14 protein-coding genes are annotated in these 19,632 nt (G+C 39.0%); 9 read left to right on the forward strand and 5 right to left on the reverse strand.

The window, feature by feature from the left end:
• The 4 genes from holA to MKL36_RS02320 all read right to left on the reverse strand — a co-directional run bounded on the left by holA (position 1) and on the right by MKL36_RS02320 (position 4,693).
• Positions 1–990, reverse strand: a complete 990-nt coding sequence (gene holA, locus MKL36_RS02305; protein WP_000762831.1) for a DNA polymerase III subunit delta — start codon at positions 988–990, stop codon at positions 1–3.
• Between the two features lie 19 nt (positions 991–1,009).
• Complete coding sequence (locus MKL36_RS02310; RefSeq protein WP_000549819.1) at positions 1,010–1,519, reverse strand: LPS-assembly lipoprotein LptE; 510 nt, start codon at positions 1,517–1,519, stop codon at positions 1,010–1,012.
• 27 nt (positions 1,520–1,546) lie between these two features.
• Entirely contained in the window at positions 1,547–4,171 is a 2,625-nt protein-coding gene (gene leuS / locus MKL36_RS02315; protein WP_000155770.1) for a leucine--tRNA ligase, read from the reverse strand.
• A gap of 186 nt (positions 4,172–4,357) precedes the next feature.
• Complete coding sequence (locus tag MKL36_RS02320) at positions 4,358–4,693, reverse strand: DUF4124 domain-containing protein (protein ID WP_021510541.1); 336 nt, start codon at positions 4,691–4,693, stop codon at positions 4,358–4,360.
• Between the two features lie 504 nt (positions 4,694–5,197).
• On the opposite strand from MKL36_RS02320, the gene MKL36_RS02325 reads away from it, so the two are divergent.
• The 5 genes from MKL36_RS02325 (at position 5,198) to MKL36_RS02345 (ending at position 12,016) form a co-directional block, all read left to right on the forward strand.
• Positions 5,198–6,922, forward strand: a complete 1,725-nt coding sequence (locus MKL36_RS02325) for an acetolactate synthase 3 large subunit (protein ID WP_000422094.1) — start codon at positions 5,198–5,200, stop codon at positions 6,920–6,922.
• Positions 6,922–7,413, forward strand: a complete 492-nt coding sequence (gene ilvN / locus MKL36_RS02330; RefSeq protein WP_001215920.1) for an acetolactate synthase small subunit — start codon at positions 6,922–6,924, stop codon at positions 7,411–7,413. Before MKL36_RS02325 ends, ilvN begins: the two co-directional genes overlap by 1 nt.
• 32 nt (positions 7,414–7,445) lie before the next feature.
• The gene (gene ilvC, locus MKL36_RS02335) at positions 7,446–8,462 is read left to right on the forward strand and encodes a ketol-acid reductoisomerase (RefSeq protein WP_001165443.1); all 1,017 of its coding nucleotides are present in this window, start codon (positions 7,446–7,448) and stop codon (positions 8,460–8,462) included.
• A gap of 330 nt (positions 8,463–8,792) precedes the next feature.
• A complete protein-coding gene (locus tag MKL36_RS02340) occupies positions 8,793–10,847 on the forward strand; it encodes a bifunctional diguanylate cyclase/phosphodiesterase (protein WP_000510211.1) in 2,055 nt (684 codons plus the stop codon).
• Between the two features lie 605 nt (positions 10,848–11,452).
• Positions 11,453–12,016: a TetR/AcrR family transcriptional regulator gene (locus MKL36_RS02345; RefSeq protein ID WP_021510542.1), complete on the forward strand. Its 564-nt coding sequence runs from the start codon at positions 11,453–11,455 to the stop codon at positions 12,014–12,016.
• Positions 12,017–12,231: 215 nt separating this feature from the next.
• Here MKL36_RS02345 and MKL36_RS02350 read toward each other — a convergent pair whose 3' ends face one another.
• Complete coding sequence (locus MKL36_RS02350) at positions 12,232–12,804, reverse strand: TetR/AcrR family transcriptional regulator (RefSeq protein ID WP_000043984.1); 573 nt, start codon at positions 12,802–12,804, stop codon at positions 12,232–12,234.
• Positions 12,805–13,134: 330 nt separating this feature from the next.
• Between MKL36_RS02350 and MKL36_RS02355 the strand changes: the two genes are divergently transcribed.
• The 4 genes from MKL36_RS02355 to MKL36_RS02370 form a co-directional block, all read left to right on the forward strand.
• Positions 13,135–13,998 (forward strand): hypothetical protein, encoded by an 864-nt coding sequence (locus MKL36_RS02355; protein ID WP_021510543.1) that lies wholly within the window; start codon positions 13,135–13,137, stop codon positions 13,996–13,998.
• 378 nt (positions 13,999–14,376) lie between these two features.
• On the forward strand, positions 14,377–17,202 hold the full coding sequence (locus MKL36_RS02360; protein WP_021510544.1) for a DUF2345 domain-containing protein: 2,826 nt from the start codon (positions 14,377–14,379) through the stop codon (positions 17,200–17,202).
• Positions 17,203–17,208: 6 nt separating this feature from the next.
• Positions 17,209–18,798 carry a type VI secretion system effector DNase TafE gene (gene tafE, locus MKL36_RS02365; RefSeq protein ID WP_021510545.1) on the forward strand — a complete coding sequence of 530 codons (1,590 nt, stop codon included), beginning with the start codon at positions 17,209–17,211 and terminating at the stop codon, positions 18,796–18,798.
• A gap of 14 nt (positions 18,799–18,812) precedes the next feature.
• Positions 18,813–19,632 (forward strand): type VI secretion system immunity protein, TaeI family (locus tag MKL36_RS02370; RefSeq protein WP_270908964.1); only part of this gene is annotated, 820 nt, incomplete at its 3' end.

Below are 19,632 nucleotides of genomic sequence, written 5' to 3' on the forward strand. Positions count from 1 at the left end.
CTAATGTATAAATAATGTTTTTCCACACAGCTCGGCAATGGCTTGTTGCATTAAATGTTGGGCATTCTCATTTGACATGCCTTTAATTGCGGCATCAATTTGTAAAAGTAGAGCAGACCATCCCAAAAATTGCTGTGGATTGAGTCTTCTTAATGCTTGTTGGTATAAGCTAACTTTTGTTTTCCATATACCCAGTTGTAATGCATTATGTGGTTGTTCAAACAACTGCATTAATAAACGCATTTCTTTACTTAATGTCCATAAGATTAAGCTTTCCGGTTCACCGGAACCGATTAAATATTGAAAGATCTTAATGGACTGAGCAAGATTACCTTCTAATAACGCATCGCTTAAATCGTAAGTGGTGTAACGAGACTGATCTTGTAGACATGCATATAACTGTTCAATTTGAATTAGTTTCTGGTCTGGAAAAGTATCTCTTACCCGCATCAAGCTATTTTTAGCAGCGAGCAGGTTATGCTCATGATGCTGCATGAGCCACTGCCAAGCATCATTGTCGAGTTGAATTTCTAACTTCTCAGCCTCAGCGGCTAATATTCGTTGACGGTCTTGCGGATAGTTAGCAGTAAGGGCAACAACCACACCGTTCGCTTCAACAACTTGGAAAAAAGCAGATTTTAAGCTGCTACTGTCTTGTTTGGGTAAAACAATTAACAGCAGGTTAGTTTCATTATGCTGGATATAACTTTTTAGCTGTTTTAAACCATTGGCATCGGGCTTGATATTGCCGTGAACTTCAATCGCAAGTTGCTGAGAAAATAAAGATAGGCTGTTCAGTGCATTAAAGACATTTTTCCAGTCACTTACACTACTAATATCGTAGCGCTGTCTTTCAATGTCTTGTTGCTGCCAGCTTTTGCGGAAAGTATCGAGTAAATTTTGTTCTAATAAAGGTTCCTGTCCATGCAGGATCCACGCACCCCGAGCTTCCGGAATGCGTTTGAGGGCTTGTAAATAGTCAAGTTTCATTACTTAAGAAAAGATACGTCTATGGTTGAGCTTTTGGTAAGCGATTGGCTGAAATTTGACGAGTAATTTGCTGTGCAAGGTCATCAATTACAATACGTTGCAAGTAACTCTCTTGCTGGTTCTCAGTGTTGACCGTTGCCAAATCATATTGATAACTACGAGCTGCGGTTAAAGTACGCGGCTCTGTAATTTTATTACCTTGACGGTCTTCGATTTGGAAAGTTACAGTCAAGCGTAATAATACTTCTGTAAGTTTACCATTTAGAAGCTGACGACGAGGCGTGTATTCTAAAACACGAAGAACATAGGCGTCGTTGTCATTGCTGAGTTGAACACCATTTGCCGTTAAATACACTTTTAATTGTGTTTCAAGGTCATCGGTTTTTGCCGGTAACTCAAGGCTTAATTTTTTATAAACAAGTGGAGTCGCAGTCGGGTTGGTTCCTTTTAAATGGAAACCACACCCGACTAAGCCTGCACTAAGGCCTAAGGTTAAAACAACAGCGGCTAAACGTTGGGCTAAGTGCATGCTTGATCCTCTCATTAATACCTGTAATTAAACCACGAGGTTAACCAATTTGTTTGGAACCACAATCTCTTTTTTGGTTGGTCCTGTTAAGAACTGCTGAACTTCTGGTAATGCTTTCGCTTGAGCTAATAACTCATCTTTAGAAATATCAACAGAAACTTCAAGTTTACCGCGAAGTTTACCATTTACTTGTACAACAATCGTTTGAGTATTGCGGGTTAATGCAGAAGCATCAACTTCAGGGAAAGTTGCTTCTGTTAAGTCCGTACCAAACTGAGCCAATAAAGTCTGGCTTAAATGCGGAGCAAATGGAGCAAGTAACGTTAACAATGTGGTGATTGCTTCACGTTCTACAGCAACGTCATTGTCATCTTTTGCTTCAAACTTATTGCTTGCATTTAACAATTCCATCAATGCAGCAATTGCAGTATTGAACGCATGACGACGCTCAATATCATCACTTACTTTTTGAATGGTTTCGTGTGTCTTACGACGTAAATCTTGAGCATCTTTAGACAAGTTTGCTTTATCAATTGCTGTTGCAGAGTTTCCTTTTTCAAGGAAACTTGCTGCCAGACGCCATACACGTTTCAAGAAACGGTTTGCACCTTCAACACCTGCATCAGACCATTCTAAAGATTGATCTGGTGGTGCAGCAAACATCATAAATACACGAGCTGTATCTGCGCCGTATTGATCAATAATGGCTTGTGGGTCAATACCGTTATTTTTCGACTTAGACATTTTTTCTTGTCCGCCGATAATCACTTCTTGACCATCACCTGAATATTTTGCAGAAATGATGCGGCCTTTCTCATCACGTTCTAATTCGATGTCAGCAGGGTTAAACCAAGTTTTCTTACCATTTTCTGCTTCACGATAGAAAGTATCTGCAAGCACCATGCCTTGAGTTAACAAGTTGGTAAATGGCTCATTACCTTGTACAACACCTTCATCACGCATTAATTTGTGGAAGAAGCGTGCATAAAGTAAGTGAAGAATCGCGTGTTCAACACCACCAATATATTGGTTTACAGGAAGCCAGTTTTTAGCTGCTTCAGGTTTTACCATACCGCCAGTAAAGTCTGGAGATGCATAGCGTGCGTAGTACCAAGATGATTCTACAAATGTGTCCAATGTATCTGTTTCACGACGTGCATCGCCACCACAGCAAGGACATTTCGTTTCATAGAATTCAGGCATTTTATTTAGTGGATTACCTGAACCATCTGGAACAACGTCAGTTGGTAATACAACCGGAAGTTGATCTTCAGGAACTGTGACTTGACCACAAGTATCACAGTTAATCATTGGAATTGGGCAACCCCAGTAACGTTGACGAGAAACACCCCAGTCACGTAAACGGAATTGAACTTTAGAATTTGCTAAACCTTGTGGTTCTAATTTCGCAAGGAATGCATCAAATGCAGCTTGGAATTCTAGACCGTCAAACTCGCCAGAGTTAACAAGTTTACCTTCTTTAGAACCGTACCATTCTTGCCACTCGGTAGCAGAGTAGTCTGCATCGTCAGCACCTTTGGCATCAATGACTTGCTTAATTGGCAAGTTGAACTTGTTAGCAAATTCGAAGTCACGTTCGTCATGTGCTGGTACAGCCATCACTGCGCCAGAACCGTAAGACATTAATACGTAGTTCGCAATCCAGACAGGGAGCTCTTCGCCAGTTACAGGGTGTTTTACAAATAAACCTGTTGCCATACCTTTCTTCTCGGCTGTAGCCAAGTCAGCTTCTGCAACTGAACCCATGCGGCATTCTTCAATAAATGCAGCCAATTCAGGGTTATTTTCAGCAGCTTTAAGCGCAAGAGGGTGTTCTGCTGCAACGGCAACGTACGTCACACCCATAAGTGTGTCGGCACGTGTTGTATAAACAGTTAAGCCGTCAGCATAAATTTCAGTATTGGCAGATGGGAAGGTAATTTCCATACCTGTAGAACGACCAATCCAGTTACGCTGCATGGTCAACACTTGTTGAGGCCAGCCGTCTTGTAGAGTGTCTAGGTCGTCTAATAATTCTTGTGCATAGTCCGTAATACGGAAGTAGTACATTGGAATATCGCGTTTTTCAACCAATGCACCTGAACGCCAGCCACGACCATTTTCAACTTGTTCGTTTGCCAAAACTGTTTGGTCAACCGGGTCCCAGTTTACTGTTGAAAGTTTACGGTAGATTAAACCTTTTTTATAAAGCTGAACGAACAACCATTGTTCCCAGTGATAGTACTCTGGTGTACACGTTGCAAATTCACGATCCCAATCTACAGATAGACCTAATTTTTTTAATTGGTCACGCATGTAAGCGATGTTTTCAAATGTCCATTTTGCCGGAGCAACTTTATGGGCAATTGCAGCGTTTTCCGCTGGTAAACCAAATGCATCCCAACCCATAGGTTGTAATACGGTTTCGCCTTTTAAACGGTAAAAACGGCTAATTACATCGCCAATGGTATAGTTACGCACATGACCCATGTGCAGTTTGCCACTTGGGTAAGGGAACATTGACAGGATGTAGCGATGTTTACCTTCGACAGTGTCGGCAACTTTAAAGACTTTACGATTTTCCCAATCTTGTTGGACTGATGGTTCAATCGTGTTTGCTTGATATTCTGGGTCAATGTGAGAAATAGTCATAGACGTAAGCTATACAACGAAAATTGAAATGAAAGATTGCTGCACAGCATAGCGCAAAATAGAGGAAAATGTCAGTTTTTAGAGCAGGATTTTATCTTTTAATCTGCGCTATAAAATTTCCCAATCTATTCTTGTTTATTTTAAATGATCGAAGAGTGGTAAAAATATTCACCACTCTCATTTTAATTATCTTGGTGCCGATACAGACGGGGCAGGTGGGACCGGGACAGCAGGTGCACCTTTTTCCACTGCTACGTTAGTTACTTCTTGCACGACTTTATCTTTATCCTGAGATGGTTGTTCTGAGTTTGATGTTGGATTTTTCAACAATGGTTGACTGCCGTAAGTCGAAACTTTGTTCAAATGTTTCGCTCCTTTAGGTGGTGGCGTCGTGGTGTAATGTGTCGAGCCACTTTGATCCATCCATTTATAATATTGCTGTGCCTGACTTTGACTCGAGAAAAGTAAAATTGCTGTTGTAACGGCTGTATACAGGCTTGTTTTTAAATAAGATAAATTCATGTCAGTTCTTCCCCAATGTAAACTGATTATATTTAAATAAACTTTATAAATAAGCAATTTAGAATGGATCGTTTTATATAAAAATAATGAATTTTTAATAAATAATGAGCTAAGAAGAGTAAATTCACGATTTAATATTAGATTAAAAAAGCAGCAGCTAAATTTTTTTATGGAAAAACCTTTTCTTTATTCTTGACTTTGTATATAGAAACAACAAAAATGCTTTCTCTAGTTTTATATGCATTTACTCGATCACCCTTCGAATAACTGTCATGTTTTGTAATAGACATTCTCTCTAGCCGAGAGATTGATTTTACTAAAGTATGTATATCCAGACATGCTTTATTAATGTTAAAACAGCTTATACGGCTGAAAAACAGAAATTTTTCTATTGCAACGAAAACTAGACAATATGTGTGCTATAACAGTGCAGACAATTCAATGAATGAAACACTATTTATGCCTTCCATAAAATAGTGATATAAGATTTTAGGGTGAATCACGTTGGAACTTTTATCTGGTGGTGAAATGCTCGTTCGCGCTCTTGCGGACGAAGGCGTTGAACATGTTTTTGGTTATCCAGGCGGCGCAGTATTACATATTTATGATGCGCTATTTCAACAAGACAAAATCAATCATTACCTCGTGCGCCATGAGCAAGCTGCTGGTCATATGGCAGATGCCTACTCGCGTGCTACAGGTAAGACAGGCGTAGTACTGGTCACTTCTGGTCCAGGCGCAACCAATACAGTAACTCCAATTGCAACAGCTTATATGGACTCAATCCCAATGGTGGTTTTGTCTGGCCAGGTTGCATCACATCTGATTGGTGAAGACGCTTTCCAGGAAACTGACATGGTTGGTATTTCACGTCCTATCGTGAAACACAGCTTTCAGGTCCGCCACGCAAGTGAAATCCCTGCAATTATTAAAAAAGCATTCTATATCGCATCAAGTGGGCGCCCTGGTCCAGTTGTAGTCGATATTCCTAAAGATGCGACTAACCCTGCAGAAAAGTTTGCATACGAATACCCTGAAAAAGTGAAGATGCGTTCATATCAACCACCTTCACGCGGCCACTCTGGTCAAATTCGTAAAGCAATTGATGAATTACTGACTGCAAAACGTCCTGTTATTTATACAGGCGGTGGTGTCGTACAAGGGAATGCTTCTGCGTTATTAACCGAACTTGCACATTTACTTGGTTATCCGGTAACTAACACACTTATGGGGTTAGGCGGATTCCCGGGCGATGACCCACAGTTTATTGGCATGTTAGGTATGCACGGTACATATGAAGCCAATATGGCAATGCACCATGCAGACGTAATTTTGGCGATTGGTGCGCGTTTTGATGACCGCGTAACAAATAACCCAGCCAAGTTCTGCCCGAACTCAAAAGTGATTCATGTCGATATCGACCCTGCAACCATTTCAAAAACGATTATGGCGCATATTCCGATCGTTGGTGCAGTAGAGCCAGTTCTTCAAGAAATGTTGGCACAGTTAAAACAATTAAATGTGTCTAAACCAAATCCTGAAGCAATTGCAGCTTGGTGGTCTCAAATCAATGAATGGCGCAAAGTTCATGGTTTGAAATATGAAAATCCATCTGATGGCACTATGAAGCCACAGCAGGTTGTTGAAACTTTATATAAAGTGACCAATGGCGATGCCATTATTACTTCTGATGTAGGTCAACATCAGATGTTTGGTGCACTTTATTATAAGTACAAACGTCCTCGCCAATGGATCAACTCAGGTGGTCTTGGCACCATGGGTGTTGGTTTACCTTATGCAATGGCTGCGAAGCTTGCTTTCCCAGACCAGCAAGTTGTTTGTATTACGGGTGAAGCTTCAATTCAGATGTGTATTCAGGAACTTTCAACCTGTAAACAATATGGCTTGAACGTAAAAATCTTGTGCTTGAACAACCGTGCATTAGGTATGGTGAAACAATGGCAAGATATGAACTATGAAGGTCGTCATTCAAGTTCTTATGTTGAGTCATTACCTGACTTTGCCAAGTTAATGGAAGCTTATGGTCATGTAGGCATTCAAATTAATCATGCCGATGAACTTGAATCTAAGCTTGCAGAAGCAATGGCAATCAATGATAAATGCGTATTTATCAACGTTATGGTTGACCGTAGCGAACACGTTTATCCAATGCAGGTTGCAGGTCAATCTATGCGTGATATGTGGATTTCTAAAGGGGAGCGCATTTAATGAGACACATTATTTCTGTACTCGTTGAAAACGAAGCTGGTGCGCTTTCTCGTTTGGTGGGCTTATTCAGTCAACGTAACTACAACATTGAAACACTTAATGTTGCACCAACCGAAGATCCGACATTATCGCGTTTGACGTTAACGACTTATGGCGATGATCATAAGATCGAACAAATTACGAAACAGCTCAACAAGCTTGTTGAGGTGGTAAAAGTAGTTGATTTATCAGAAGGTTCACACATTGAGCGTGAACTCATGCTAATCAAAGTAAAAGCATTAGGTGCTTCACGTGCTGAAATTAAACGCACTGCGGATATTTTCCGTGCGCAAATTGTAGACGTGACACCAACGACCTATACCATTCAAATAGCAGGGACAACTGAAAAATTAGATGGTTTTATCGATGCGCTTGCAGAAAACACCATTCTTGAAGTCGTTCGTTCAGGTGTATCAGGTATCGCCCGTGGCGAAAAAGTTTTAGCCATTTAATTTTTTAAAAAGTATTTTAGCGGAGAACACAAATGCAAATTTTTTACGATAAAGACTGTGACTTATCAATCATCCAAAGCAAGAAAGTTGCGATTATTGGTTACGGTTCTCAAGGTCATGCTCATGCACTTAACCTTAAAGACTCAGGTGTAGACGTAACTGTAGGTTTACGTGCTGGTTCAGCTTCTTGGAAGAAAGCTGAAAACGCTGGTCTTAAAGTTGCTGAAGTCCCAGCAGCAGTTAAGCAAGCTGACCTCGTAATGATTTTGACTCCAGATGAATTCCAATCACAACTTTACCGTGACGTGATTGAGCCAAACATCAAAGAAGGCGCGACTTTAGCATTTGCTCATGGTTTCTCTGTTCTATATAACCAAGTTGTTCCACGTAAAGACTTAGACGTAATCATGGTTGCGCCTAAAGCTCCTGGTCACACTGTACGTTCAGAATTCCAACGTGGTTCAGGTGTTCCTGACCTAATCGCAATTCACCAAGACGCTTCTGGTAATGCACGTAACGTTGCGCTTTCTTACGCTTCTGGCGTAGGCGGTGGCCGTACAGGTATTATCGAAACTTCATTCCGTGAAGAAACTGAAACTGACTTATTCGGTGAGCAAGCAGTTCTTTGTGGTGGTGCAGTTGAACTTGTGAAAATGGGCTTCGAAACTTTGGTTGAAGCTGGTTATGCACCAGAAATGGCTTACTTCGAATGCTTACACGAACTTAAGTTAATCGTTGACTTGATGTTCGAAGGCGGTATCGCTGACATGAACTACTCAGTTTCTAACAATGCTGAGTACGGTGAATATGTAACTGGTCCTGAAGTAATCAATGAACAGTCTCGTGAAGCAATGCGTAATGCATTAAAACGTATTCAATCTGGTGAATACGCGAAGATGTTCATCCAAGAAGGTGCGTTGAACTACCCATCTATGACAGCTCGTCGTCGTCAAAATGCTGCACATGGTATTGAACAAACTGGTGCTAAATTACGTGCGATGATGCCTTGGATTCAAGCGAACAAGATCGTAGACAAAGAGAAAAACTAATTCTCTTTTCTATTGTTTTTAAAAGAACCCTGCTAAATGCAGGGTTTTTTATTTTATTAGCCCCTAAAACAAGTTTAAAAAAACATCATTAAGGTCAATTGACCTAGACTTAAGAAATCCTATATTTTTCATATAATTGGATGCTTAATTTTTGTTTACTTTATTGATTTCTAAAGTAAAAAATACTTGACCAAATGTTAGATAATGTTATTGTTTATAACTGACTAAAAAAGTCGAATTTACTAATTTTTCTTTAACGTGTTTAATTGTATTTTGTGCAATGAGTTGAACAAAATAAAAAAAAGTATTGAATAATCATGGAAGTCCAATATGGGTCATGTTGATTACGATAGCACATTGATCGTCGGCTCTTTTATTGCGGCTGGCGCTATTTGCTATATTGTGATTTCCATGGAGCAGTTAATATTTAAGCAAACTTATAAAAAGATTGAGCCGTTTATTTTATTACTCAATGGATTATTACTCGCAGCAGCGATTAGTATTGTCCATATTGTCGGCATGCATGCTTACCATTTATTTGAAGCAGCTTCCTCGAACGTTCCTTTAATTACACTGGCTTTTGGCATTAGTGCTGTACTTTCAAGTGTCGCAATTTGGCTGACTTCTCGTTTTACACTTCCTATATTTAGACTCATTTTAAGCTCAGTCATTATGGGAATTGGGATTTCTGCTTCTTATTATGTGAGTATGTTAGGCTGGAATATTGATATTTATAAGAAAGACTATACCTCTTTTCTTATTTTATTTTCTGTTTTAATTGCCATGAGCGGGTCGGGACTAGCTTTCTTGCTGGCCTATAAATTAAAAGAAAGTGAACGTCACCGTATAAGTTTAAAATTAGCCTTTGCAGTGATGATGACCCTAAGTATTATGGGGATGCACTATACGGCACTTATTTCGACAAATATTACTGATAAGTTTGTAAGCCAATATCAGGCTGAACATGACTTGCTGCTATTTACAATTATTTTGGTTACCTGTCTGGTACTGGTCGCGAGTTTTATTGTTGCCGTGCTGGAACAACGACTGAACCAGCGAAATCTAGAACTGCGCAAAGCCAATAAAGAATTAGCCAACCTCTCTATTCAAGATAACTTAACTAAATTACCAAACCGACTTTATTTAGTGGATTACGCCGAAGTTCTCCTGTCAGATCACCGTTATAAAGACCAAAAAATTGCTTTTCTCTATATTGATTTAGACCGTTTTAAATCGGTAAATGATGCGTTTGGACACCACATTGGTGATCAACTGCTTATACAAATGGCCAATCGTTTACATTGGCAACTCAATGAAAAATGTAAATTGCTTAGAATTGGTGGGGATGAGTTTTTACTAATTGCTGAAAACACTGATACTGAAGAGGCAATGCAACTTGCTGAAAAAGTATTACATCTTATTCAAGACAGTTACCAAATTTCCGGTAAAGAAATTAATATTTCAGCAAGTCTAGGTATCGCACTGTTCCCTGAACATGGGCAAAATGTTCAAGACCTGCTGATGAATGCCGATGCTGCCATGCTGATGTCTAAAGAGCAGGGCCGCAATACTTATACCGTCTTTAGTTATTCTACCCATCAACAAGAAACAAGAAGTCAGTCAAAACTGATCAATGATTTATACAAAGCAGTCGAAGAAAAACAATTTGTTCTCTACTACCAGCCAAAATTTAATACCAATCTTGAGATTTGTGGGGTAGAAGCACTCATTCGCTGGAACCATCCGTCTTTAGGTATGCTGACACCGCATATGTTTATTGGTGGCGCGGAAAAGACAGGTTTAATTATTCCAATGGGATATTGGGCACTTGAGCAAGCTTGCCAACAAATTCAGGAATGGGAACGTAGCAATACGCAGTTTTATCCAATCGCAGTCAATTTATCGGCCTTGCAGTTCGAAAATAAAAAGCTCTTTAGTACTCTCGAAGGCTTATTAAAAAAATACCAAATTCAGCCTCATCACCTCATTATTGAAATTACCGAATCAACCGCAATGCGGCATATCGACTTAAGCATTCGTGCTTGTGAGCGACTGCGCGATATGGGCATTCGTGTGGCAATTGATGACTTTGGAACAGGGCACTCAAGCTTCTTATATTTAAAAGATTTACCAGTCGATGAACTTAAAATTGACCGTGGATTTATTGTCGATTTAAAACCGGGCTCAAAAGAAGAAGTCATTTTAGAAAGTATTATTCATTTGGCGAAAAAGTTAGGTTTAACCGTAACAGCCGAAGGGGTGGAAACACAGCAACAAGTTGAGATTTTAACACGCTTGGGCTGTCAGCAGTTCCAAGGTTATTTGTTGGGTATGCCTGTAAATGTAGGGCAACTGATTCAGTCGCAAGGTGCTCATTTTGTTTAACCCAGATATTTGGTTAAATTTAAAAACTACTACTTAATATAATATCTAAAATAATAATTTAGTTAATCTAATGAAAAATAATAAGAATTTTTAAAACTTGTCATAAATTCCACATTGACACTTCTAAACTCTCAGATTATCCTTTGCCTGCTGGCCTACATTGCCAGCCGGTTGTCGCAGACCGATTAGTAAAGGCATCAGATTATTCCCTCTGAGGAGTAGTCTTGTGTGTACAATCGTCCCTCGCTCGTTGCGGTAGGACGAGTGAGGGACACCTTTGGGTGTGCTGATTCTTTACTATCAGTCTGCGAACCCTTGCTCGTTCTGCCACCATAATCTTTTATTAATGCTTTGGCAGAACTCCCAAAATAAGGAGTTGGCTATGCATACTATTTTTACACCTCCCAGTTAGTCTTTAATGCAGTTTGATCACCTTTAGGTTTTCAGGCATCAGTTCTTCACGACTAAAAAATCATATCAACAATAAAACTTGAGATGCGTTAGCGCAGTCTTTGGGGCCTTTGCATGCTTTTTTTGCTTAGAGCAAAAGTTGCAGTCGTTTTATCTCTATACACAACAAGAAATTATTTTATAACGGTAACTATATGCCATATTCAGATCTCTCATTTCGCGCGTTAAGCGTACTCCATAAGTCTCGATATCTTTTTAATAAACATGGTTTTCATAACGTAGGAGTAGACCACATTGTGCGAGAAGCAGAGGTGCCAAAAGCTTCGTTTTATAACTATTTCCACTCTAAAGAACGGCTTATTGAAATGTGCCTACACTTTCAAAAAGACGTCTTAAAAGAACAAGTGCGCTCAATCATTTACATACAAAAAGATTTAATCTTGCGTGAAAAACTCAAGAAGATTTTCTTTTTACATACCAGTCTGGATGGTTATTACCACTTGCTATTTAGGGCTATTTTTGAAATTGAGAAACTCTACCCCGCAGCTTATCAAGTGGTTGTACAGTATCGGCATTGGTTAACTACTGAAGTTTATAAATTGCTTTTAACTGTGAAGAAAGATGCTACGAAAAGCGATAGCGATATGTTTTTATTTACATTAGAGGGGGCTATTATTCAGCTGCTAGATGAAACTAGGGGTGATACGAGAGAACTGTTATTTACTTATATTTTAAAGGGTATTTTTCTTAAAGATTAACTTATTAAAATCTATATGTTTATTAATTGATATATTTAGAATAACTAAATTTATATAGAGTTCAGGCGGTTGTGCTTTTAAAACATATCGGCCTGAACTTTATATTGAACCAGATAAAAAACAGATCTGATCACCTGATAGAGCATGTTTTACAGATCCTCTCATCTTCAAAATAAAACTTATAATATGGTAAGGAACCGTAATAATTAAATTTTTTAAGCAGCTTCATATTTTTGTTTTGTTTCAAGCTCAATGAGTTTATTTATATAAGACCATGTTTCTTCAGAGTTAATTTCTGGTTTGTTAATAGTCCCGTCAATAATAAGCCCATCTATAATGTTAAGAAAAAGACTGCTTAATACTTTTGGATCTTCAATTTCTAACTCTAAAAATATAGATAAAACTAAACTGTAAATCCATTCACGGTATTTATTTACTTGTTTTTTAATAGAAGGATAGAGCTGCAGGACTTCTATCGTTGCTTTTTTAAATAAACAACCACTAAAATCTTCAGTGTTAATCCAGTCGATATACCAATTAAAAATACTTTTCAGTTTATTTAATGGGTCATCTGCACTATTAACTTTATCTAATAAAGAAGTTTGGACTTCTAAAATTCTTCGGCGAAGACACTCTTCAATTAAAACTTCTTTAGAAGAGAAGTACTTATAAAAAGTCATTTTTGCAACTTTAGATTCAGCAATAATTTTGTCTACCCCAATAGAGGTATAACTTTTCTGATTAAAAAGGGTCATTGCTGTTGTTATAATCGTTTCTCTTTTTGACATTGGTTGCCCCGTCATAGATATTTTTTGATTAACTTTGCTATTGTAAAGTATGAAAGCTTAAATAAAACTTATTTAATGATATTTAAAAAATTATATTTATTCAATAGCTTGGTTTGCCTTGATAAATAAAGAAATAAATATTTTATTGGCAATAGTTTACTTTTTTAAATAATATTAATTAATCCATTGATTTGTTGAGATAATAAACATAATATCAATTCGTTAAGTATGGGTATACGGAATTTATCCTTTTTACGTTCGAATACGTAATGGAAATAGAGGGATAGCCTTTAGCTTAACTATAAGAAAAACTTTTTATTGAGAATGATTATGTCAAAAAAATTTGAAGACTTTAATAATCCAAGAGAAAAAGCATTGCAGGGGATGAAAGATAGTATTCCCACTTCACAATGGGAAGAAAACTTACAGTTTCTCAAACAATTAAGGAATAAAATTGCGCAATTGCCAGTAAGTAAACACCCTGCAATTGAAATATTAAATAACGGTTATCTTGATAAACAAACCCTCACTCGTATTCATTTAGAATATCGTCATGCCATTGTTCAGATTTTTACCGATGCTTTATTAAAGGCGCAGTTTCTGACAAAACAATTGGAGCCAAAGCTTCACTCGGGCGCTAAAATGTTTCCACGGGTGTTGTTGAGCTTAAATATATTAGATGAATTTGGTTTTCGACCGGGTTTAGATAAAGATAATTATTATTTAGGCAATCCTGAATATGCACATTATCCATTATATGAAGATTTGCTAAATGACTATGGTTTGACTGAGGCTGACCGCCGTAATTATAAACCTTCAAAAATTGCAGATCAGGTGAGAACATTTTTAGAAGCTTCTTACGATCGTTATATTAATGTGGTGGCATTATTGGCGGTGGCAGAAGAAGAAGTCATTCTTTTTAGCCCGCCATTACGACAAGCAACCAAGTTTGTAAATATCGATGTTGAGGGTGGTGGTTATTACCATGTACATGGCGTTTCAACAGATGAAACAGCTGAAGCAGCTGATGATGACCATCAAGATGACCTTTGGTTTGCTTTGGCTCAAGCTATTACCAAAGATGATTATGAAAGCTTGACTCAACTATGTCTTGATTATTGTGCACTGTGGACTGAGTTTTGGGATGCACAAATTGCCGATTTCCAATTTATTGAAGAAAAGAAATTAGCATAAGCTGTTCAGTTTATTCGTAAAAAGCCTGTTGATATTGAACAGGCTTTTTTAATGGCTCAATTAAAAATATTCCAAATATGAAAACACGGATAGACAACTCAACAATCTCTAAACAGGACCTATAAATCTGCTACAATTACGCCAATTTTTATTTTGATCGACTTTAGATCTTTGGCACTGCAATCTCCGCAGTAGGTGTATTTCATGAGTTTTAAAGATGAGTTAGCGGCACAGGTCGCTGAAGTATTGAGCTTTTTATTTTAGTGTATGGATAGGGTGTCCGACTAGCCATTAACATTGCAATTGATATAAAAAATAGACAGATCTGTACGCATTTTATAAAATATAATCGATTAAGTCTCATTTATAACAAACGTAATGTTTAATAATATTTCCCAAGTTTTAGAGAGTATAGGTTTTCTCTCACAGCATCGTTCGGTGTATCTCCAGTTTTCAGATGCATCCCTGAATAGCCAGGTTTTTTTACAACGTATAGATGGGCAACATTATCTTAATCAGGGCATGACAGCCGAGCTGATTTGTTTATCAACCAATGCTCATATTTCACTCAAAACATTTATTGGGTTGCAGGTTGCGGTTGATCAGGTCACAGATCAAGGCCAACAGTTTCGTACTACAGGGATTATTACTGGAGCATCACAAGGACAGAGTGATGGTGCTCTAACCTTATATAAACTCACGATATCTGATCCAACCTACCTCTGGCATAAACGCAGAAACAGTCGTGTGTTTATGAACAAAAGTGTACGGGATATTAGCGAAATTCTGTTTAAAGAATGGCAGGGGAAAAGTCCTTTATTTGCTTCTAGTCTGACTTTAGATTTAAGTGGATTGAAACAGGCATACGATATCCGGCCTTTCATTATGCAGCTCAATGAAAGTGACTATGACTTTCTAACCCGCTTATGGCGGAGTGAAGGCATTAACTGGTTGATTGATGAAGCTGAGCTTACCGTGGCGAGCAATACGGACAATATTCAGCCACAAAAATTACGCCTTATTGATGACAATAGCCAGTATCAGGCACTGACTAGAAGGACAATCCGTTTCCATCGTAGCAGTGCAACTGAACAGTTTGACAGTATGACCAGTTTGATCGCTGGACGTCATTTGCAGCCGACTTCTGTTTTTGTGCAGCGTTGGCAGTCAGATGTACTACAACAAACTGATGGGGCAGGCAGTGTACAAAGTACACATCAGCATAGTACCAGCTATGACAATCAAAGTTTAAGCCTTGAAGATGCATGGCACTTCAGTCCGGCATGGATGCAGGATTTAAACGGCGAAGATGGGGCAACCTCAGCAAGTAATCAACAACTGGAAAAATTTAACCAGAACTTAAGCGCTTACCATGATGCCCAATCCAAGCAGTTTGTTGCTCAAACCACAGTACGGGATACACAAGTTGGTTACTGGTTTGAACTGAATGAACACCCTGAAATTGATCTGCATAGTGGGGCAGATAAAGAGTTTCTGATCATTGGTAAGCATTACTACAACCAAAATAACTTACCGAAAGACTTAGACCAGCAAATACAAACTTTAACTACACAAAGCCATTGGCAATCTAGTCATACAAAAGAGCGTCAAGGCAATCAACTGATTTTACAACGTCGCCATATCAAGACAGTTCCTGAATACCAGCCCTTACAAGATCGTCCTCAAGCCTCTGTACAACGTGCCCGTGTAGTCGGACCTGAAGGTGAAAGTATCCATGTTGATCAGTGGGGCCGTATTAAAGTTCGTTTCTTGTTTACCCGAGCTAATGACCATAGCCATGATGGAGGCGCGGGGAGTAACGACAACGATACTGATTCGGCTTGGGTTGATGTTGTAACCCCGTGGGCTGGAAAAGGGTATGGTGCACGCTTCTTGCCACGTGTTGGTGAGATTGTGGTTATCGACTTCTTTGACGGCAATATTGACCGTCCGTTTGTAGTGGGACGTATTCATGAAGCCGAACGTCATCCAGCCCAGTTCGACCAGAAAGGGCAGCTACCTGACACTAAAAAACTCAGCGGTATTCGTTCAGAAGAAGTGGATGGTAAAGGCTTTAACCAGCTGCGTTTTGATGATACGACTGGGCAAATTAGTGCACAGTTACAAAGTAGCCATGCGGTCAGTCAGTTAAACTTAGGCAACTTAAGCCATCCAAAAGATAAGGCCGAGAGTGATGGTCGTGGAGAGGGCTTTGAACTCAGAACTGACCAGTGGGGCGCGGTTAGAGCAGGTAAAGGTTTACTTGTTAGTACCCATAAACAGGACCAAGCTCAAGGCACACATTTAGATGCAGCCGATGCCAAGCAACAAATCGAAGGTGGTCTTAATAATGCTAAGGCACTGAGTGAAGTTGCTAAAAACCAGCAAACTGATCCATTGGAAATGTTTGAGAACTTAAAAACGTTCATAGAGCAAATTGAAGAAAAAGATCAGGACAAAGCTGCCACTTTTAAGCAAGCCTTGATGGTCTTAACAGCACCAAACAGTATTGCAGTCGCTAGTAATGAAGATATTCATTTAAGTGCAGATGGTCAGTTAAGCCAAAATGCTGGGGACAGCATTAGCCTAAGCACTCAAAAGAACCTGATTGCACATGCACAAAACAAGATTAGCCTGTTTGCCGCTCAACAGGGAGCACGGCTCTATGCAGGCAAAGGTAAAGTTGAGATACAAGCGCAAGGCGATGGAGCAGATTTAATTGCCCGTAAAGGTATCCAGATTATTTCTACAGAAGACAAAATAGAAATTAATGCTTCTAAAGAAATTGTGATTACCTCGGGTAGTTCCCAAATCAAGATTAATAGCTCAGGTATTTTCCCAGTCACGGGCGGCAAATTTGAAGTGAAGGCGGGGCAGCATGTGTTTATGGGTGGGGCAAAGGCGAACTATATTTTACCGTCTTTACCAACACAAGAAATCAAGACAGATGACTTATTGCTGGAATATTTACATAGCGATGGGACACCTGTTAAAGGTGCTGAATATGAGGTTTTATTATCTGATGGTTCCATCCGTAAAGGAAAACTAGATGCTTCGGGTAAGGCTATTGTGAGTGGTGTACCTGCTGGACGAGCCAAAATCCAATATGGGGAAGACCAAAGTAAAGATGAGTTTCCAGCTTTAGAAGTAGATGACTGGTTTACTCAACTTGGAAGCAGTACAAAGACTGGAAAAGAGGAATAAAGAATTATGCCAGATCCTCAAAATCAACAATTCTGGTCAAAGATCGCAGAACGACCTACGAAAATACAACAGCAGTTCTGGTATGGCGCTGAAAAATTAGCAAAGTATCTCAATGATAATCCAGCTATGTATAAAGGTTATATGACCTATGATACGAGTAAGCCTGATCCTAATCTGTCATGGTGGGAAAAGATATTATTTTACAGTGGGCAGGCTCATTACAATGAGGCGGTGACCCACTATAACACCAGTAAGGTAATCGCCGATCAAGGGAGCTGGTTATGGGGCATGCTCAAGGGTGACTTTAATAAAGATCCTTCAATGTCTCAGATTATTGTTGGTGGACTTATTAGTCTTATACCTGTAGCTGATCAGGTGTGTGATATCCGCGATTTGATTGCCAACTTTATCACCTTGTCGGATGAGAAAGCCCGAACGAAAGATAACTATATGGCACTTGCTTTGACAAGTGTGGGTATCATTCCTGAAGTTGGTTCAGCAATCAAAACGATTGTGAAATCAAGCCGGGCAAAAGATGTTAGTAAGGTCAAGTTATTTAAGTTCATGGAGTATTTTGAGGCGGCTTTAACAAAGCTCAAAATTAAATGTCCATGGGGTAAGGCACCAGAGGCATGGTTAAGGTCTCGACCATGGAAAGGCATAGCGACACAAGCTTTTAATACTTTAAAAAATAATATTGACCGAATCCTATCTGTCATTAATAAGTGTTTGATACGGTTCAATGGTGCATTGAAAGTTGCCTTAGCAAAATTTCAGGCAACACTAAACCATGTTTTAAATACCATCAAAAAGTATATTGATCAGTTGTGTGATGAAGTGGATAAGGCGATTGGTCATTTATTACCTCAACCACCATTAGCAATGGCACATGCTGGTGGCGGTGGTAAGAACACCCCTACAGGGCGTTATGAGGCCAATGTTAGTTCCGGTAAAAAAACAGAAACCAGCCATCGTCAAAAGAAAGAAACACCTCCACCACCAAGGAAAATGAAACCAAAGCATGTGGTTGAGCCGTGTTTGGAACCGAAAAAAGGGTTGAAGAATAGTTGGGGGAAAAAGACTGGTAAGTCTCAGGCTGAACTAGATGCCGAGTTTGATCGCCAGCTTAAGCGACAAGAGGAAGGGCTTAACCGTCTGACGGTTGAGGAGTATCAACAGAACAGACAACTTTATGAAAAGTATAAGCGGGCTGGAACAGGTACTCAGCAACAAAGAATCCGAGAAGATATGCAACGACAGTTAGAGGAATCTGAATATAAAAAATTAAAAACAGAGCAACCTCAATTATCGAAAGGCCAAATAGAAAGAATGGCTGAAAATAATGCTAAAAAAACGTTAGAAGGATTAGATGTCTTACATAATCCAGATATGCAATTAGGTGGTTTTGATGTCAAATATGATCCTAAAAAGCCCCCTACACTAGATGATTTTGGACATAGTGGCGTAAATCGTTCTATTGGTTCTCAAATGGCTGCAAAGAAGCGTCTTGCCAATATGGATGCGGCGGCAGCTCAAGCTAAAGCAAAGGGAATGGGGAAAGATGCAATGGATGTTGAATTGAAGCGTTGTAAGTAATAGAGGGTAGTAAGATGAACCAAGAAGATATTGATTACTTTTATGAGAAATATGGTCAGCCAATTGATAAAGTTGAAGTGACAGAGGACATCATAAAAAAATATCGGGGTAAACTGCCTGAAAGTATTTTAGAGCAATGGCGTTTATTTGGTTTTGCTGGTTATTTGAATGGTTTGTACTGGATTACTAACCCAGACGATTACGCTGAAGTGATTTATGACTGGTTAGAGGAGACCCCATTACTGGATGATGATGCCTATCATGTTTTGGCCCGTTCTGCATTTGGTGAGCTGTTAATTTGGGGCGAACGTAATTGTGGTAGATACTACATTAAAACAATGGAAGGTATCTTACATGACAATGGAGAACAGTTAGAAAGTGCTGAGTTTTATGGTAGTGATTTTTTCTTTTTACCTAAAAAAAATTATCTAGATTACACAGACAAAAACGGCAATAAACTATTTGATCGAGCTGTAAAAAAATTAGGGGTTTTAAAGGCAGATGAAATGTATGCCTTTGAGCCTGCTTTGGCATTAGGTGGGGAAGAATCATTACAGTACCTAACAAAAGTTAATCTTCCTGTTCACATGAAGCTACTAAAACAGGTAACTCCATTAAGATTGAGAACTTTTGAGGACCTTACGGCTGCTCTATATGGTACATCGTATAGTGTGGACGATTTAACAAGTGGACAAGATGCTGAGTCACAATATCAAGAATCTGTTCAAGCTGGAGAAGCTTGTCCTAGAACAGGTTACTGGACAACGCCTGCACAACCCAATACACGCCATTATTGTAAGAAAGGTGAAGTTCTTCCTGAAATTAAGGAACAAG

This window comes from Acinetobacter sp. AOR12_HL, assembly GCF_027855275.1.
In the GTDB taxonomy this organism is placed as follows: domain Bacteria; phylum Pseudomonadota; class Gammaproteobacteria; order Pseudomonadales; family Moraxellaceae; genus Acinetobacter; species Acinetobacter baumannii.

What these genes read in the sequence shown, in the direction of transcription:
- holA (WP_000762831.1), bottom strand. Translation starts at nt 990, where the DNA reads ATGAAACTTGACTATTTACAAGCCCTCAAACGCATTCCGGAAGCTCGG.
- MKL36_RS02310 (WP_000549819.1), bottom strand. Translation starts at nt 1,519, where the DNA reads ATGCACTTAGCCCAACGTTTAGCCGCTGTTGTTTTAACCTTAGGCCTT.
- leuS (WP_000155770.1), bottom strand. Translation starts at nt 4,171, where the DNA reads ATGACTATTTCTCACATTGACCCAGAATATCAAGCAAACACGATTGAA.
- MKL36_RS02320 (WP_021510541.1), bottom strand. Translation starts at nt 4,693, where the DNA reads ATGAATTTATCTTATTTAAAAACAAGCCTGTATACAGCCGTTACAACA.
- ilvN (WP_001215920.1), top strand. Translation starts at nt 6,922, where the DNA reads ATGAGACACATTATTTCTGTACTCGTTGAAAACGAAGCTGGTGCGCTT.
- ilvC (WP_001165443.1), top strand. Translation starts at nt 7,446, where the DNA reads ATGCAAATTTTTTACGATAAAGACTGTGACTTATCAATCATCCAAAGC.
- MKL36_RS02340 (WP_000510211.1), top strand. Translation starts at nt 8,793, where the DNA reads ATGGGTCATGTTGATTACGATAGCACATTGATCGTCGGCTCTTTTATT.
- MKL36_RS02345 (WP_021510542.1), top strand. Translation starts at nt 11,453, where the DNA reads ATGCCATATTCAGATCTCTCATTTCGCGCGTTAAGCGTACTCCATAAG.
- MKL36_RS02350 (WP_000043984.1), bottom strand. Translation starts at nt 12,804, where the DNA reads ATGTCAAAAAGAGAAACGATTATAACAACAGCAATGACCCTTTTTAAT.
- MKL36_RS02355 (WP_021510543.1), top strand. Translation starts at nt 13,135, where the DNA reads ATGTCAAAAAAATTTGAAGACTTTAATAATCCAAGAGAAAAAGCATTG.
- MKL36_RS02360 (WP_021510544.1), top strand. Translation starts at nt 14,377, where the DNA reads ATGTTTAATAATATTTCCCAAGTTTTAGAGAGTATAGGTTTTCTCTCA.
- tafE (WP_021510545.1), top strand. Translation starts at nt 17,209, where the DNA reads ATGCCAGATCCTCAAAATCAACAATTCTGGTCAAAGATCGCAGAACGA.